At 33.4% G+C, this 15910-nt stretch carries 14 protein-coding genes and 3 pseudogenes; 6 read left to right on the top strand and 11 right to left on the bottom strand.

The window, feature by feature from the left end; all coding sequences use genetic code 11:
- A pseudogene (locus AC3WVZ_RS33905) lies at nucleotides 1–210 on the bottom strand (replication/maintenance protein RepL); the annotation flags it as partial.
- Between the two features lie 968 nt (nucleotides 211–1178).
- On the opposite strand from AC3WVZ_RS33905, the gene AC3WVZ_RS33900 reads away from it, so the two are divergent.
- The gene (locus AC3WVZ_RS33900; RefSeq protein WP_233937176.1) at nucleotides 1179–1409 is read left to right on the top strand and encodes a hypothetical protein; all 231 of its coding nucleotides are present in this window, start codon (nucleotides 1179–1181) and stop codon (nucleotides 1407–1409) included.
- Between the two features lie 32 nt (nucleotides 1410–1441).
- Here AC3WVZ_RS33900 and AC3WVZ_RS33895 read toward each other — a convergent pair whose 3' ends face one another.
- Nucleotides 1442–1711 (bottom strand): hypothetical protein, encoded by a 270-nt coding sequence (locus AC3WVZ_RS33895; RefSeq protein WP_233937175.1) that lies wholly within the window; start codon nucleotides 1709–1711, stop codon nucleotides 1442–1444.
- A 309-nt stretch (nucleotides 1712–2020) separates the two neighbouring features.
- Nucleotides 2021–3229 (bottom strand): collagen-like repeat preface domain-containing protein, encoded by a 1209-nt coding sequence (locus AC3WVZ_RS33890; RefSeq protein ID WP_282082082.1) that lies wholly within the window; start codon nucleotides 3227–3229, stop codon nucleotides 2021–2023.
- A 376-nt stretch (nucleotides 3230–3605) separates the two neighbouring features.
- Here AC3WVZ_RS33890 and AC3WVZ_RS33885 point away from each other — a divergent pair, with 376 nt between their 5' ends.
- Nucleotides 3606–3755, top strand: a complete 150-nt coding sequence (locus tag AC3WVZ_RS33885) for a ribbon-helix-helix domain-containing protein (protein WP_233937174.1) — start codon at nucleotides 3606–3608, stop codon at nucleotides 3753–3755.
- Between the two features lie 163 nt (nucleotides 3756–3918).
- Nucleotides 3919–4164 (top strand): hypothetical protein, encoded by a 246-nt coding sequence (locus AC3WVZ_RS33880; protein WP_233937173.1) that lies wholly within the window; start codon nucleotides 3919–3921, stop codon nucleotides 4162–4164.
- A gap of 471 nt (nucleotides 4165–4635) precedes the next feature.
- On the opposite strand, the gene AC3WVZ_RS33875 is transcribed toward AC3WVZ_RS33880, so the two are convergent.
- Nucleotides 4636–5094 carry a replication/maintenance protein RepL gene (locus AC3WVZ_RS33875; protein WP_233937172.1) on the bottom strand — a complete coding sequence of 153 codons (459 nt, stop codon included), beginning with the start codon at nucleotides 5092–5094 and terminating at the stop codon, nucleotides 4636–4638.
- Nucleotides 5095–5794: 700 nt separating this feature from the next.
- Between AC3WVZ_RS33875 and AC3WVZ_RS33870 the strand changes: the two are divergent.
- Nucleotides 5795–5914, top strand: a pseudogene (locus tag AC3WVZ_RS33870) (Rep protein); the annotation flags it as partial.
- Nucleotides 5915–5983: 69 nt separating this feature from the next.
- Here AC3WVZ_RS33870 and AC3WVZ_RS33865 read toward each other — a convergent pair.
- From AC3WVZ_RS33865 to AC3WVZ_RS33855, 3 genes are all read right to left on the bottom strand, one after another.
- On the bottom strand, nucleotides 5984–6139 hold the full coding sequence (locus tag AC3WVZ_RS33865) for a hypothetical protein (RefSeq protein ID WP_233937171.1): 156 nt from the start codon (nucleotides 6137–6139) through the stop codon (nucleotides 5984–5986).
- 154 nt (nucleotides 6140–6293) lie between these two features.
- Nucleotides 6294–7724 carry a hypothetical protein gene (locus tag AC3WVZ_RS33860; protein WP_233937170.1) on the bottom strand — a complete coding sequence of 477 codons (1431 nt, stop codon included), beginning with the start codon at nucleotides 7722–7724 and terminating at the stop codon, nucleotides 6294–6296.
- Between the two features lie 17 nt (nucleotides 7725–7741).
- Nucleotides 7742–10294 (bottom strand): insecticidal delta-endotoxin domain-containing protein, encoded by a 2553-nt coding sequence (locus AC3WVZ_RS33855; RefSeq protein WP_233937186.1) that lies wholly within the window; start codon nucleotides 10292–10294, stop codon nucleotides 7742–7744.
- Nucleotides 10295–10929: 635 nt separating this feature from the next.
- Here AC3WVZ_RS33855 and AC3WVZ_RS33850 point away from each other — a divergent pair.
- Nucleotides 10930–12537, top strand: a complete 1608-nt coding sequence (locus AC3WVZ_RS33850) for a plasmid recombination protein (protein ID WP_233937184.1) — start codon at nucleotides 10930–10932, stop codon at nucleotides 12535–12537.
- A gap of 18 nt (nucleotides 12538–12555) precedes the next feature.
- Here the strand turns inward: AC3WVZ_RS33850 and AC3WVZ_RS33845 are convergent, their stop codons facing one another.
- Nucleotides 12556–12882, bottom strand: a complete 327-nt coding sequence (locus tag AC3WVZ_RS33845) for a helix-turn-helix domain-containing protein (RefSeq protein ID WP_233937182.1) — start codon at nucleotides 12880–12882, stop codon at nucleotides 12556–12558.
- A 640-nt stretch (nucleotides 12883–13522) separates the two neighbouring features.
- Nucleotides 13523–14713 (bottom strand): collagen-like repeat preface domain-containing protein, encoded by a 1191-nt coding sequence (locus AC3WVZ_RS33840; RefSeq protein ID WP_233937181.1) that lies wholly within the window; start codon nucleotides 14711–14713, stop codon nucleotides 13523–13525.
- A 401-nt stretch (nucleotides 14714–15114) separates the two neighbouring features.
- On the opposite strand from AC3WVZ_RS33840, the gene AC3WVZ_RS33835 reads away from it, so the two are divergent.
- Nucleotides 15115–15264: a ribbon-helix-helix domain-containing protein gene (locus AC3WVZ_RS33835; protein WP_233937179.1), complete on the top strand. Its 150-nt coding sequence runs from the start codon at nucleotides 15115–15117 to the stop codon at nucleotides 15262–15264.
- A 67-nt stretch (nucleotides 15265–15331) separates the two neighbouring features.
- Here AC3WVZ_RS33835 and AC3WVZ_RS33830 read toward each other — a convergent pair whose 3' ends face one another.
- Nucleotides 15332–15499: a hypothetical protein gene (locus tag AC3WVZ_RS33830; RefSeq protein ID WP_233937178.1), complete on the bottom strand. Its 168-nt coding sequence runs from the start codon at nucleotides 15497–15499 to the stop codon at nucleotides 15332–15334.
- Between the two features lie 120 nt (nucleotides 15500–15619).
- A pseudogene (locus AC3WVZ_RS33825) lies at nucleotides 15620–15910 on the bottom strand (replication/maintenance protein RepL); the annotation flags it as partial.

Raw genomic sequence — 15910 nt, 5'->3', positions numbered from 1 at the left:
TTTTAATAGGACGTTAATTACTTTATCTAAGCCTTTAGGGAGATTATTTAAGGCTATAATATCTTTCAAATATAATTTCACATAATCTGGTTCTTTATCGACATACGCGTCTATAATCTCTTCTTCTTCTTGAATTTCTCCAGTATTCACATCAATTATTTTACTTTTTGTGACTTTAGAGACTTTTTTTAAAGGTCTATTCTGTTGCAATAAATTCACCTCCTGCTATATTTATAATTTAAATAAATTATAAATCATATACTTTTCGAATGCAATATTTTTTTATGTTTTTCATAGTTATAATTTCAAAAAAAAAAAATTATAACTCCACAAATTATAAATTATAATCCCGCAAATTACAGTTATAATCCCACAAATTATAAACTATAATCCCACAAATTATAGTTTTTTCTCGAAAAACCAGTCGTATCAAGGGTTCAAGCTATACTCTCTCTTCTATTCTATTATCTTATGAAAATTTGAAAGATGTATTTATTCATTTTATTTTCTTTCTATATCTCTAATAAGGCTTTCCATAATACAAGGGTCGAGTCATATTTTTTAAGAACCCCACTCAAAAAATCTCCACTCTTTTGCCTTTGTCAGACCAAAAACGAAGATTTAAGTTGTACGACTTGGATTCATAAGTATACCTGCCGAACCGCTAGTTCTTCCAACCGAAATATTGTTTTTTTGCAATATGTATTTGATGCATATTAAGGGGCTAGCCCCTCTCTTCGCTTCACCCCAGCCTCACCTCTCACCCAAAAACAAAGGGGCAATATATTTTTCAAGCTTGATGGCTTAGTGACAGGGTAGCTGCTGTAATCCGCAAGATATTTTCCAATTATAGTAAAAACGGGAGTTTTATTGTTAACATAAATGTTTGTTTTTGACAAAAAGAGTCATAACTCACAAGTTTTGAACTTAAATTTTGTATTCAGTAAATTTAGGGCGTCACTCGGTTTCATAACTTATGTTTATAAACAACAGTAAATTGAATGACTTTTGATGAAATACTATGTGCTTCAAATTTTGTGAGTTTATTTTACTTTTAATGGGAACTATTCTGCAGATTAGAGCAAGCACCCTGTCATTAAGCCTTGATGTTGGTTTTTTTAATTATAATAATGCTATATGCTACTGAAAATTTTATGAATTTGGAGTGATGTTTTTTTATGGAAATCATACAAAAAGCAGAAAAGAAATATACAAATATAGTTATTTTGTTTTCTGTTATATTATTTTTAGGATATAGTTCTATAATTTGGATTTATACAATGGGAATATTATTATTTTTAGCACCTTTTATTTTTAAAAGAGCCACTAAGAAAATTGTATTTTATAATGCATTATCACTTGTTGCTTTTATAATATTTGTGTATATAACTAATGTTTGGTTTACATAAAAAAAGATTGTTCCGAATGGAACAATCTTTTTTTATGTTCTATGAATTTCTTCATAGAATTTTACAATACTGCTTCTAGATTTAGATGGGTCAGAATACACCCAAACACGATATTTAACATATACATTAACAGCATCATAATCATAAAATTTATGAACGGTAAACCAAACGTTTTCATTTGCATTTTTATGTATAGATGCAATAAGTTGAGATGAAATGTAACCAGCCACACCTTTTGCAAAAGTATTAACTATTATCCCTGCAATACTTTCGCCTAATCCAGCCATTAAAGCGCTTGACATATGTTTATCGAATTGATTCCATATTACATTGTCTCCATCATAACTTCCTAATCATCTCCAGTTAAATCCACCATCATTTATAATTACTTTTTGTCCATTATCTTGTATTAATAATGTTCCATTAGAATTAGTAGAAATGTTTGGATCTTTAAATGGTGATTGTGGAATAGATGATAGAATTTGTGGTTCAATATTTTTTACAGGTGTTTTTATTTCTTCAGCTTGTGCATTAGAAAATGGAATAATACTGCTAGCTGAACCTACCGACTTTAGTCGGTAGTGGTTCAGTTTTGCAGCAGAATTTTCAAATTATATAAGTTTAATAATTCGTATACTAAAAATTAAACCTGTTGCTAAACCTGTTATCCCTAAATTAGTTGAAGTACTATTTCGAACAGTTAATATAGAATCAGGTACTGTTACATTAAAAATGACACCTCCAGTTATTCTTTGTAAAGCACTTCCTGATCCACTAGATGTTGAACCTAAGATGAATGATTCACCTAAGAATAAATTTACAATAGGAGTAAAAGTCTCTGGGGAAAAAGCTTGAACATTATATTCAATAGAATATAATCCTGGTTGTAAAATAATATTTGAGGTTCCAGTACTAAGTGAAATTTGAGTACCAGTAATTGATATATTTGTTCCTACTGGAAAAATCAAACTACCTCCAACTGGAAGTATGAACTGATCATCACCATACAAAGAAATATTTGCTGTATTAGAAATACCACCAGTACCAGCTGGTCCAGTAGCCCCAGTAGGCCCTGCCGGTCCTGTAGCCCCAGTTGGACCATTGTCACCTTCTACACCTTGAACCCCTTGAGGTCCTTGCGGTCCTTGTAATCCTTGAATCCCTTGCGGTCCTTGATCGCCTTCTGGTCCTTCTGGTCCTTGTACACCTTGAATACCCTGAGGTCCTTGCGGTCCTGCTGGTCCTTGAGAGCCTGGCGGTCCCGTTGGTCCTGTTACCCCTGTGCTTGGTCCGGTGGCCCCAGTCGGTCCTTGCGGCCCTGCTGGCCCGGTCGGTCCAGTTGTTCCAGCACCACTACTAGGAACAGCGGCTGTTCTTCTCACTAAAAGAGCTAAAATATCGAGAATTTGATTACGTAAGGCAACGTCCATCATAAATTCTCCCATTAAAATCGATAAATCGATATACAAAGATTGTAACATGGTAGCAATTTGACCGACATCTGCCGAAGTAGCTGAGGCTAAACGATTATTAATAGCTAAGAGAAGAAATAAACTATTTCGCGTCGCATCTCTCTCCGTTATAGTAGGGAACTCATTGCGTAAAAAGTTATATAAATTCATTAAACTAGTTTGTAAAGCTGTACGATTTACTAAATTGGGATTGTTAAAGTAGGTATTAATGGCAATTTGTAATTGTTGGATTAAAGTGAAAAGTTGTGTTTGTTGTGCTGGGGTAATAGGAACGGTAGGTACAATCATAGGAGAAATGATAGAATTAATATATTCATTTGAATGCATATTAGATTGATTTTGATCCATCTCCTCAATCCTTTCTGTAAAAATATAGAATTTCTCTACATACTATGATGTATCAATAAGATTGGTACAAGATAATAAAAGTCACATACCTAAAAAAAGAAAAATTGTACGGTTAAATCTATCGTGTACGATACATTTATTTTTAGAAATTCACATGATTTACACTTTTTATATAAAGAATATATTGTAAATACATATAATTTTAATATAAGGAATTTCGGATTTATATGTGTTAATAATATATGTTGCTAAATAAAAAATGAACAATTAAAACAACATATACAAAATAAATTAGATTTATTTTGTATATTCTTGCAATGGTTTTAGGTTTTGAATCTGTTTTTTTTATAGATTTTTAAGTTTAGGAGGTACTAAAATGGTTAGAAAAAAAGTTGGTATTACATTAACTGATGAAACGTTGGGGAATTTAGATGAGATTTGTAAGAAAACTGGTTTAACGAAGTCACAAGTAATAGCATTATTGATTAATACTCATGGTTTAGAAAAATTCAGTGAGAAAAAATAAAAAAAACGTCTAGAAATGAATCTAGACGTTTTTTTTTCTATGTTGAAAGGTTACAAAAATGAAATGAATAAATAATGATGTGTATTATGGTTTTTATATAATATGCACTGATAAGAAAAAGAGTGAAAGATTGTACATCATAACAACTGTAGAGAATAGTCGGTTGAAACGAACATTGAACAAAGTGAATGAAATGTTCGAAGGATTAAAAATAAGTTTTGTGAATGTAGCGAAAGCAGTTAGCATGATGAAATATAGCAAGAAAGACTATGAACAACCGTTAAATGAACGAGGGAATCGATTGGTAGATGGGATTGCAAATTATACAAGTTATTGGCTTTGGAAAATGGGAAGTGAGGATTTAGCGGAAAAAGTGGATAAAGAAATTGGATTGAGTGAAGGACTGTAACAATCTGTAAAGGCATTAGAACCAAAAAAAGAACGGAATAGAGGATATGACAGGGAAATGTAATAGTAGAAACTGCCTTTAAATCCATTCTAAGGGGGGTAGAACCAGCATCTTCGAGTGAATCGGTAATTTTTTAATTTTCTGATAATTTACAGATGTTTTCATGTTTTTTTGGCTTAAAATCCAAGTTTCTGAGTTCTATGTCATTTTTTTAAGCTGTTAATACATTAAATTAGGATCATTTTTTTATGATTGAAGTTAGAAAGTGACACAGAATAATAGTTCAGTGTCACTTTTTGTTCATGCATCTTTTCAAGAGGGTAGGGTATGCCAATACCTAAAATTAGGTTGTTGCTCTGGACGATTAAATCATTTAGATATTTGGACTAAAAATGAAATAACTCCTTTTATTTTTAGAATATTATAAAATTTACATTCCACTCGAAGATGCTGGTTCTACCCCTAAGGCGATTATTCAATGTCATGGATGGGAGCTTTTGCATTATTAAAGTCTTGGAATCTAGCAAGTAAGTATTTTTCTTTAGTGTCTTTACCACGATGGATTAGACTTGGATGTATCATAATCGCTCCAGTCCTTCTCGTAATAATTTGAGCTTGTTCTAATGTTTTTAATGTTTCTACAACAGTTTTGATTGAGACTTGGCTTTTTTCTGATAATTCTCTTGTAGTGATAATTAATGTGTTTGTAGATTTATCCATATTTTCTAGTATGTATTTTACTACTTGCATTTTTTTATTACCTAAACTATCTATCAATTGAACGATTGCAGTTAAATACGTAATCATAAATCCATTTCTTGGTGTTTTTTTTACAATATCATCAACTTCAAATATTTCACCTGTATCTAAATCTTGTAGCCTTCTTTTACCGTTATAAATTACATCATTTTCAGTTTTTTGTTTTGGCATTTTATCTATCCTCTCTAACTTAATTTTAAACGAAGTATAACAAATGTTGTAAAAAAAGTACAACAAAAGTTGTAAAAAAGTACAACAAAAGTTGTAAAAAAGTACAACAAAAAGTAAGCGCTTACATGGCTATATATCAAGCCCCATTCTACTTTTAAACTACTAATTACTCTTTTCTATATAATTAAGGCGCTAAATAGCGCCTTAATTATATTTTTATTTTTTTCGTTAAAAGGCTTTTCATTATGCAAGGGGCGAGTAGTATTTTTTGAGAAACCCACTCAAAAAATCTCCACTCTTTCACCCTTGCATAATGAAATTCGGCAGGTGATTTACTTTCGCCAAGCCGAACAGACCGAAAACGAGGTTCTAATTGTTCGACTTGGATTTGCAATTGTACCTGCCGAACCGCCGATTCTATCGTTCTATGTAATGTACTTATTCTTTATTTTGTTACGTCAAGTTCTTGGGGGCTAGCCCCCAAACCCCCAGCCAGCACTCACACCCAAAAACAAGGAGATAATTTCTTATTTTGCTTATAAAATATTTAAGAAATTCTGATAAAATATACAAAAGACATCGTTTATACGATGTCTTTTGTATATTTTAATGTGAGGTTCTACCCAAATCCCTACGTATTTTTTGCACCAAAATTTTCAAATTTCTATTTTATCAAGAAATTTCAATAATTACTATAGATGAAAAAAAAGAGATTTTTCTTAATCCTGAAGGTGCTGGATAAATTGTTGAAAACGGAAGAACTGTAAGTCCTAGAACATGGGTTGTCAACCCTTATATTATGATTTGTGTTCCTAGAAAGTTTTAAGTTGATAGGTATGCAGCTGTATCCCTTATTCAGTCCTCTCTTCTATTTTTTAACATTAAATAGTTATTTTTCTCCACAGCCGCAGTTTCTCTTTTTTGTATACCCTTGCTGAGTTAAAGAAGTAAAAACAGCGTTAGATTGTGTTATCTTTACTTGAGAGGAATCCGAAGAGACATTTTTTATATATTGGGGATGAATCAGTTTTGATTTTTTATTCATTTTGTTTCCTACTTTCCTAATTTTATATGTTAAAAAAGAGTGATGACATATAAAAGGCACTGTCATCACTCTTTTTTTCACTTTTGATTATCAAGTTAAACAGTCCGTCACTTTTTTATAACTGCTTCATAATTTATAAAAATCAAATTTTAGGTTAACATGTAGCATTGTTTTCACTCTCAATCAGTTCAATACTGTGTACAAAAAATTCACCATCTGTTGATTGAAGTTCTACTCTAACTGTTTTATCATCTAAATAGAAAGACTTGATATTGGTAACAAAGTCAGTGGCTTTAATTGATATTGTTTCTACTAAACCATTATTTTGAAGTAAAATAATGCCAGATCCCTTTCCTACTACACGAAGTACATATTCTTTATCTTTGTCAAAATTAATGATATCAATAACTTGAGATATACTGTCCTCCCATGAATTTAAGTGGAACATGGCACATCCTTTTTCCAAAATAATTTTAGGATCCCCTACTACAACCCAATTTTCTAACCCTTTTACAAAGCTACCATTATGAATTAAGTTTTGTTCTTCTAAATGTGTAAAAACATGTTCTATGGCTTGCTTCACTTGTTTTAGTGCACTATAATATGAGTTTTCCCTATCTTCCATAAACCAATGTTTTTGGTTAGACAAGGTTGGTAATACAATTGTACATAGATCCCGATAGGTTACATGAGAAAGAATTGTATCGTACCAATTTTCATTTTTAAAGAATGTATTTAGTTTAGTAATAATTGGCTGCAAAATTTTCGCTATTTCTGCATATTGCTTCTCTTCTTTTTTCTTCCATTCTTGTTCTTGGCGTTGTAGACATTTTCTTTCTTGAGTGGTTAATGGACGTTCTTCTCTAATTTCCAGGTTACTGACGATTGCAAATCCATTTGGCTTCATAATTCGAAGACCAAATTCGATTCCCCTATCTTCAGAATATAACGGACCTACATCAATAGTATAGTTAAAAAGATGTGAATCTGTACTAGAACAGGAACTTGAACCTGGTTTACAACAATTCGGTTGATTATCAGAAGTAATCGGAAATGCTTCTTCATACGGTATATTTAGAATCTGATTCACTTCCTTGTCATAGCGAGAAGCTACTATTTCTAAATGAGCGCATTGTGCCACAAAACCAGAAATAATATACCGTGTATAAGACTTTAATTTTACTTCTTCTACTTTTTGATAGGCATAGGATGGACGTAAGGAAGTTGGTGGTGGTAATAGTAAATAGTTACCTTTAAATAACGGATTATCAGATTTTATCATCGCATTATGCCCCAATAACCAAGCTTCACTATTTTCAAAATTTCCTGCCTGTAACACATTTCGAGATTTACTGTATTGTTTTGCCCGCATCATAATTTTTTGTAACATGATTTTTTCTGTTGAAAATGTAGTATCTGATAAAGCATTCACTTTTAACATTACTTGATCAATCCAATAATCTGTGGTTCCTTGTGCGAGTTCTGTATGATCAGTTGATGTAAATAAACTATGCACAAGTGTTGTGATTTTAGCTAAGTCTTCTATACTTGTAAAAATAGACGAAGATAGATTGAATATATTCATTTTTATACCTCCTTTTTTTAAGCAATACCATAGATTTCGCCTGAAAAGGTTACCTGAAGATCTTTACCATCCCATGATGGAAGAACGTCTTCTCTCACACCTACTTGAGTTAACCTAATATACTTAAATGTGTCTTTTGTTGGTCGATACAAATATTCTCCAGATCGACATGAATGAAAGTCTACAGAGTACAAATCTTCATTAGGATCATTAAAATAGTTAATTTGAAAATTTCCTTCTGTTATATCTGTCCCTGTACTATCTTTAACAACTATATTTAATTTTACTTGCATACCGAATGCGTTACTTGGTGTCTTCCATATATGATTATCATCTCCAGTTTTAAGCATACTTACAGGTATTGTGTCTATTATTTTACTAAATACTAAAGAAGGTGGTATAAATTCAAATCGATCGACAAGAATAATAGGTACATTGGAGTTATTTTTAACTGTCATTATTTGATTTCCTTGATTAATATCAAAAGAAACATCTGACGATGATGAAATTATTTCTGGAAATACCATGTAAGTTCCATTTTTTCCTTTTAGTCCTTTTTGATCTGTCGCAGCTGTTGTAGTATTCGGAATATTTATCGTTTTAGTTGTGTCCCCAATGGTTATTTGTAGAGATCCACTATCTTGATTTGTTGCGACACGAACTCGGATTTGATATTTATTTGCTGTTTGATTCAGAAAATGATAGTCAACTATTGCTCCTGGTCTAATTACAAGTGAACCTGATGTTCCGTTTATAAATTCTGGCAATGAATTAATACCATTTCCATTTGTAAATAATTCGCCTGGTATTGTATATATTGTATTTTTAGGATTATCACCTGTTCCTATGCTAGGATACATAGGAGTATCTACAGGTAGTAGGGTTGGAATATATCCTGTTTTATCTGTATTATAATAATAGCTATAAATATTTGAATTAGTGGCAGTTACTTCATAAATGGATTGTATGTGATGATCATCATAATTTATATCATTATGGGATCTATCTCTTCTAGGATCAGTATCTATACAACAGCCACCGGAAGGGCATCCACCATACTCATTTGGAGTCTCACTCGGAAAGCCACCGCCACCACTAACATCCATGAAAATAGCTGTATCATCATGGCTATTTTTTCCTACAGCGTATGATCCCATATTTAATCGATTTAAAAGTGGAAAATCTGTAAAAAAATCTTTTCCTATACTTGTATTTACCCCACCATTAGCTGTTTTAAATGAAACATCTCCATTTAATCCTGTATATACAGATTTATAACCATTTACATAACAATGCCAATCTTTTTTATATGTTTGAAATTGTAACGATTTTAATCGAAATGGTGTATACACAAGCGATTTGATGCCCAGATTAATAGAAGAACCATCAAGCGTTTTCATGCTGAGCGTTAGTTTAGTGTCATCTCTGTCTGAATATTTTGTATTTGCATCCTGATGCGTACCCTCTACAGGTCCTATCACATCATTAAACATTAATCGAGTCAAAGTTCTTGTTGTTGATATTGGGTAATCATGTGGATCCATCATAGGCCATAAGGAAGCAATGTCAAAACATTGTGTAGTCATTACACGCATATATCGAATATAATCATTTAACTTTCCTTTCGTATAAGGGATTGAATCTGTATCTTGAATAGGTAGGTACTTATTGAAAGTACTATAGAGATCATTTGTATAAGATACGATGCGTTTACGTAACGTCGCTTTTAAACTGTCTATATTTGCTTGAGAATATCCCGAAGATATGCTACCATCAGCTGCAAATTTCCAAGTCTCTGCAAATTGAATATATCCTTGATATAACAGTAAATTCATTGTAGCTACTATTGTATATAGTGGTAAACACATTGTTATATAATTTTGATTCCAGTCAGGTGTTGGATTACTTATAACATTTGCCAAAGGATCCCTAAAATGAGGTAAACCGCCTTCAATTTGTGCTCGCGCGGTTTCAAAAAGAGTACGAACACGATCTAAATCACTTGGACATGGGATACACGGAGGATTTTCACCAGATTGACAAGGTTCACAATTCGCATCAACAATTAATAAGCCAGGTCGAGATCCTTGACCAATGGCAACTAAAGTTTGTTCATTAAAATTACTTAAAGCTGTTTGCATACCATTTATTGTCTCAGTTAAATTATTTAAGGTAAATTGTTGAAATGCTTGTTGCATTTCTAATCTTACGGCTGCCAGAATCTGATCGAATAAAGAAGGGGCATCCTTTGCACCAAATAAGAACGGCCATATAAACCCAATGAACATATTGACAAAAGGCGCGACAGGAGCCAATGGAGTAGCACTTAGGATCAGTCCAATCGTTGATTGTGCTATCGCTTGATAATTAATAGAATCTGTCTGAAAAGTCTCAAAGATACTTTTTAAATTTGTTACCATGGGCTCTTTAAGACCCGTTTTAGAAAAATCCTCCCAAATCGATGTTATCGCTCCTTTGTAATCTCCAAACGAACTAGCATTCGAAGGGATTACAGTTGGATTTGCTAACACATTATAATAACTTGGATATAAATCAGTTAAAGTTGCCAAGTATAAAACACCTCTTTTAGTTAATACTAGTAATAATTTCTTTACAATATTAATATATGAAAATTATTGATATTATGTATCAGGTTTTAGTATAAAAATAGCAGAATGGGAAAAAGATAAAATAATATTAAAGGAAATCTTAGAAAGGAATGGTTATATTACGTACAATTGAGGATTTAATGAACGCTTAGAACAACTTGCAAAACAACTATTAGGAGAAGAAAGATAAAGGATAAGAGTCCATGGTAAGCGGACTGGAATGGTGCAGCGGTTTGTGCTGATCCATGAAAGGAGCATTAAGGAATGGACTCGTGCAGCTGATGTATCATCCTCTTGGTAGTTTCTCAAAACGATACGTTTTGGGGACGCCAACCGGCGAGGAAGCCCCTCAAGGATTGAGGGGTTGGGGAGTTCGATAAAGGGGGTCTGGGGAAGGGTTCCCCAGTGGGTTTGGGCAACGCCCAAGGTTGTTTTTTGTCACGTAGTGACTCGGCAATGCCGAAGAGGGCCTCGCAGAGCCCTATATATTTTTGATGCGTAGCGTCAAAATATGTATAGGCTTACTTTGATTGACTTCGTTTCGTCGCTTTGCTAGACTCGTGGTATCAATCATTCTAGGAAAGTGGGTGTATGTTGTGTTGCGTTCTATCTCATTTAATCAATCTTATAAGAGTTCCATTAGTCATAACAATCGAGAAAATACGCATGGAAATTCTGGTATTGATCCATCCAGGTTAGAAGAGAATATATATTTTGTTCAAAAGGACATTCGAAGTGTATACAAAGAAGTGTTTCAGGAAGCAGTAGATACATATAACGAGAAACAAAAACGGAATGACCGCAAAATTCAAGATTACTACGGAAAAATCAAGAAAAGTGAAAAGGTACATGAACAACGAGAACTGGTTGTAGCGATTGGGGAAGGGAAAGAGGACCCAATGTGTAGGGAAGAAAAAAAAGAAGCGCTACGAGGGTATGCAGAAGTGTTTCAAGAACGGAATCCAAACCTAGCAGTCTATAACATGGTGTTACATGATGATGAAGCCAATCCGCATCTTCATATCAACTATGTGCCACATTTTTCAAGTAGTCGGGGATTAACGAAGCGTGTCGGAATGGATAGAGCCTTGCAACAACAAGGTGTGGAAGGAAAAGGGATGGAATTGATTGCGAATTGGAGAGCGTTAGAAACCGCATATATCGAAACATTGGCGAAAGAACATATTCCTGATTTTGAACGAGCGAATGTAGGGTCTCATAAGTACATGAAAGTAAAACAATATAAAGAATATGCGGAAGCAAAGTCAGTTGTAGAAAAGCAGGTACAGGCAAAAGAAACCTATTTACAACGAGTAGACAAAGAAGTGAAACAGTCAGAGGGGAAAGTAGAAGAATTACACACCGTACAAGGACAGTTAAAACAGATTGTGAGAAAACAACAACAAGAACGGAAAGGCTTACAAAAACAAGTAGGAGATACGAAAGAAGAGATTACGAAACTAGAAGAAAAAAAGGAACGGCTAGAAAAGGATATACAAGGATTTCCTTTGTTTGATATGAGAAGGTTACAAGCAGAAACGGAAAAAGTTGGTTTGTTCAAAAACAAAGAAGTGAAAACAGGGAACTATATTCTAACAAAAGAAGATGCTCAAAAGCTCTCAAAACGCCTTAGGGGCATTTCTAGCATCAAAGAAGGGTTAAGGGGTATAAGTGAATCTAAAAACTCACTAGAGTCCCGAGAGGTACGTTTAAACGAAAGGGAAGAGTTCATCAATCAAAAAGAATTGGATATTAGTTATAAAGAATTAGAAGTAAACCAAAGAGAACGAAAATTGATTGGGAAAGAAGCAGCCATTGAGAATGGTCAAACATGGTGGGAAGAAAAACAAAGTTTACAAGAACAAGTCAATCGATTAACCGTAGAGAATAGTCGTTTGAAACGAACGTTGAACAAAGTGAATGAACTGTACGAGGGATTAAAAATGAGTTTTGTAAATGTGGCAAAAGCAGTTGGCATGATGAAATATAGCAAGAAGGAATATGAACAATCGCTAAATGAACGTGGAAATCGATTGGTAGATGCCATTGCAAATTATACAAGTTATTGGCTTCGGAAAATGGGAAGTGAGGATCTAGCGGAAAAAGTGGATAAGGAAATTGGATTGAGTGAAGGGATACAACAATCTGTACAAGCATTAGAACCGAAAAAAGAACGGGATAGGGGGTTTGAACACGAAATGTAAAATAGGGGTTATTAACCCCTATTTTATTATTTTAAGGTGTTTTACTTCTTTTCTGACTTGTTCTAAATTTTTATCTCGTCCTCTAAAAGCAAATGAAGGGTCTAAACGATATGTATTAGAAGCACCTACTTTTGGACCTTTTACTAAAATGCCATGTTCAAATAGTTCTTTAATTGCTCTTGAGACATGTGGGGGGTTCATATTTAATTCTTTAGCTATATCTTTTTGTCTAATCCTTAACCAATTTTCATAATCTAATTTTGCTAATAAAATCATATAGACACGTAATGTTTCACCTTTTAAATTAAGCTTGGCAACATGCGTTAATCCTTCTTGGAACATCATAACCCAGTCCCCCTTATAAACTTTTTTCTGTTTTGTTGGAGTTAATAAATATTGTTGAATTCTATATTGGTATCTATTATACATACCAAATATGGTAAGAACAATACCATATTTGGTAACTATTTATATAAAAAAACCTTAATATATAAGGTTTTTTTATATGCTCTTTGTGTCTTTTATAATAAGGGCTAAAAATTCCGCAAGGAATAGGTAGTATTTTTGAGTAAAAATCACTCAAAAATCTCCACCTTTTTCGCTTCGCTACATCCTTGCAAAATTTTTTTCGGCAGGGAATTGTCTTTCGCCAAGCCGAACAGACCGAAAACGAGGTTCTAATTGTTCGACTTGGATTTGCAATTGTACCTGCCGAACCGCCGATTCTATCGTTCTATGTAATGTACTTATTCTTTATTTTGTTACGTCAAGTTCTTGGGGGCTAGCCCCCAAAACCCCCAGCCAGCCTCTATCCCAAAAACAAGGGGGAAATTTCTTATTTTTTTTATAAAATATTTAAGAAATTCTGATAAAATATACAAAAGACATCGTTTATACGATGTCTTTTGTATATTTTAATGTGGGGTTCTACCGAAATCCCCACGTATTGTATTTTTTGCGCCAGAATTTTTAAATTTTTATTTTATTAAGAAATTTCCATAATTACTATAGATGAAGGAGTTGTTGTCTGATTTCCGCCAAAAAGCGATGTTGAACTTGCAAAAGGTCTTAAAGTTAGTATAGAATCTGCCATTGTTATTACCAATACACTTGAAGAAATATTTCCTGGTCCACCCACTATAGTATTATTTAGACTACTTCCTGGGATTAAAATTCCATTTAAATATACCCCAGCTGCTAATCCACCAATCGCTGGAGTACCTGCAAGTTGCCAACTAACATAATAAGTATGGCCCCCAGGTAGAGTTATTTCTCCATTAGCTCCTAATTGAATGTTTCCTGTAGTAAATACGGTACTATCAAATGGAATTGGCACGTTTTCTAGAACTACAACAGAGTCAGCACGATAAAAATTGGCATAACTAGTGAGACCACCAGTACCAGCTGGTCCAGTAGCCCCAGTAGGCCCTGCCGGTCCTGTAGCCCCAGTTGGACCATTGTCACCTTCTACACCTTGAACCCCTTGAGGTCCTTGCGGTCCTTGTAATCCTTGAATCCCTTGCGGTCCTTGATCGCCTTCTGGTCCTTCTGGTCCTTGTACACCTTGAATACCCTGAGGTCCTTGCGGTCCTGCTGGTCCTTGAGAGCCTGGCGGTCCCGTTGGTCCTGTTACCCCTGTGCTTGGTCCGGTGGCCCCAGTCGGTCCTTGCGGCCCTGCTGGCCCGGTCGGTCCAGTTGTTCCAGCACCACTACTAGGAACAGCGGCTGTTCTTCTCACTAAAAGAGCTAAAATATCGAGAATTTGATTACGTAAGGCAACGTCCATCATAAATTCTCCCATTAAAATCGATAAATCGATATACAAAGATTGTAACATGGTAGCAATTTGACCGACATCTGCCGAAGTAGCTGAGGCTAAACGATTATTAATAGCTAAGAGAAGAAATAAACTATTTCGCGTCGCATCTCTCTCCGTTATAGTAGGGAACTCATTGCGTAAAAAGTTATATAAATTCATTAAACTAGTTTGTAAAGCTGTACGATTTACTAAATTGGGATTGTTAAAGTAGGTATTAATGGCAATTTGTAATTGTTGGATTAAAGTGAAAAGTTGTGTTTGTTGTGCTGGGGTAATAGGAACGGTAGGTACAATCATAGGAGAAATGATAGAATTAATATATTCATTTGAATGCATATTAGATTGATTTTGATCCATCTCCTCAATCCTTTCTGTAAAAATATAGAATTTCTCTACATACTATGATGTATCAATAAGATTGGTACAAGATAATAAAAGTCACATACCTAAAAAAAGAAAAATTGTACGGTTAAATCTATCGTGTACGATACATTTATTTTTAGAAATTCACATGATTTACACTTTTTATATAAAGAATATATTGTAAATACATATAATTTTAATACAAGAGGTTGTTTTTAATTTTAATATAAGGAATTTCGGATTTATATGTGTTAATAATATATGTTGCTAAATAAAAAATGAACAATTAAAACAACATATACAAAATAAATTAGATTTATTTTGTATATTCTTGCAATGGTTTTAGGTTTTGAATCTGTTTTTTTTATAGATTTTTAAGTTTAGGAGGTACTAAAATGGTTAGAAAAAAAGTTGGTATTACATTAACTGATGAAACGTTGGGGAATTTAGATGAGATTTGTAAGAAAACTGGTTTAACGAAGTCACAAGTAATAGCATTATTGATTAATACTCATGGTTTAGAAAAATTCAGTGAGAAAAACTGAATTACTACCGATTTTAGTTGGTAAGTGCTGATTATGGCTGAAAGTTATATGTTCAGGCTAAAGCCTGTTATTTTTTTATATTTGACATTTTGAGATAAATAGCAAGCTCAAATTGGTTAAACTCTTCCAGTGTGAACTTGTTTTGATGAGGATATAATTCTTGAAATTTTTCGTGTCTGTCTAATTCTTCTACACTTTGTTCCACGATCATTTCTAACATTTGATTTGTAGTCATACTCTTTATCCTCTTTGTTTTTAAGAAAAATGTATAGGAAAATAAAAAGGCATACGTCGTGTGTGCAGATGCAAAGATGTAGGTGCTCCCTGGTCAGAGGGAGTATCTTTTTATTTTAATTTAATTCTGGGGTACTCCCTCGTTTTTATATGTTATTTCTGTTTTAAAATCTCTTCCTTTACTTGAATAAATTTGTTCTAATCGAATCTCTTGTATATCATGCCAATGACCACGTCCGAAATAATGGGCGTTTACTTGATATGTACCAGTACCTTTTCTAAAGAGAATTTCAGCGTTTACAAGTTTATTTATATTGTTATTAAGAACTTGTACCGTTTTATATCCTAGTTCTTCCGTCATTTGTTTTTTTATAAAGCTATTTAGAATAATCATATTGTCGTATGACATTGT

The organism is Bacillus sp. CPT56D-587-MTF, from assembly GCF_058792335.1.
This window is presented reverse-complemented; position numbering and strand designations above follow the sequence as displayed.

Bases quoted from the DNA above. Each gene is read 5' to 3' on its own strand.
- AC3WVZ_RS33900 (WP_233937176.1), top strand. From the start codon at position 1,179: ATGGAAATCATACAAAAAGCAGAAAAGAAATATACAAATATAGTTATT.
- AC3WVZ_RS33895 (WP_233937175.1), bottom strand. From the start codon at position 1,711: ATGTCAAGCGCTTTAATGGCTGGATTAGGCGAAAGTATTGCAGGGATA.
- AC3WVZ_RS33890 (WP_282082082.1), bottom strand. From the start codon at position 3,229: ATGGATCAAAATCAATCTAATATGCATTCAAATGAATATATTAATTCT.
- AC3WVZ_RS33885 (WP_233937174.1), top strand. From the start codon at position 3,606: ATGGTTAGAAAAAAAGTTGGTATTACATTAACTGATGAAACGTTGGGG.
- AC3WVZ_RS33875 (WP_233937172.1), bottom strand. From the start codon at position 5,094: ATGCCAAAACAAAAAACTGAAAATGATGTAATTTATAACGGTAAAAGA.
- AC3WVZ_RS33865 (WP_233937171.1), bottom strand. From the start codon at position 6,139: ATGAATAAAAAATCAAAACTGATTCATCCCCAATATATAAAAAATGTC.
- AC3WVZ_RS33860 (WP_233937170.1), bottom strand. From the start codon at position 7,724: ATGAATATATTCAATCTATCTTCGTCTATTTTTACAAGTATAGAAGAC.
- AC3WVZ_RS33845 (WP_233937182.1), bottom strand. From the start codon at position 12,882: ATGATGTTCCAAGAAGGATTAACGCATGTTGCCAAGCTTAATTTAAAA.
- AC3WVZ_RS33840 (WP_233937181.1), bottom strand. From the start codon at position 14,713: ATGGATCAAAATCAATCTAATATGCATTCAAATGAATATATTAATTCT.
- AC3WVZ_RS33835 (WP_233937179.1), top strand. From the start codon at position 15,115: ATGGTTAGAAAAAAAGTTGGTATTACATTAACTGATGAAACGTTGGGG.
- AC3WVZ_RS33830 (WP_233937178.1), bottom strand. From the start codon at position 15,499: ATGACTACAAATCAAATGTTAGAAATGATCGTGGAACAAAGTGTAGAA.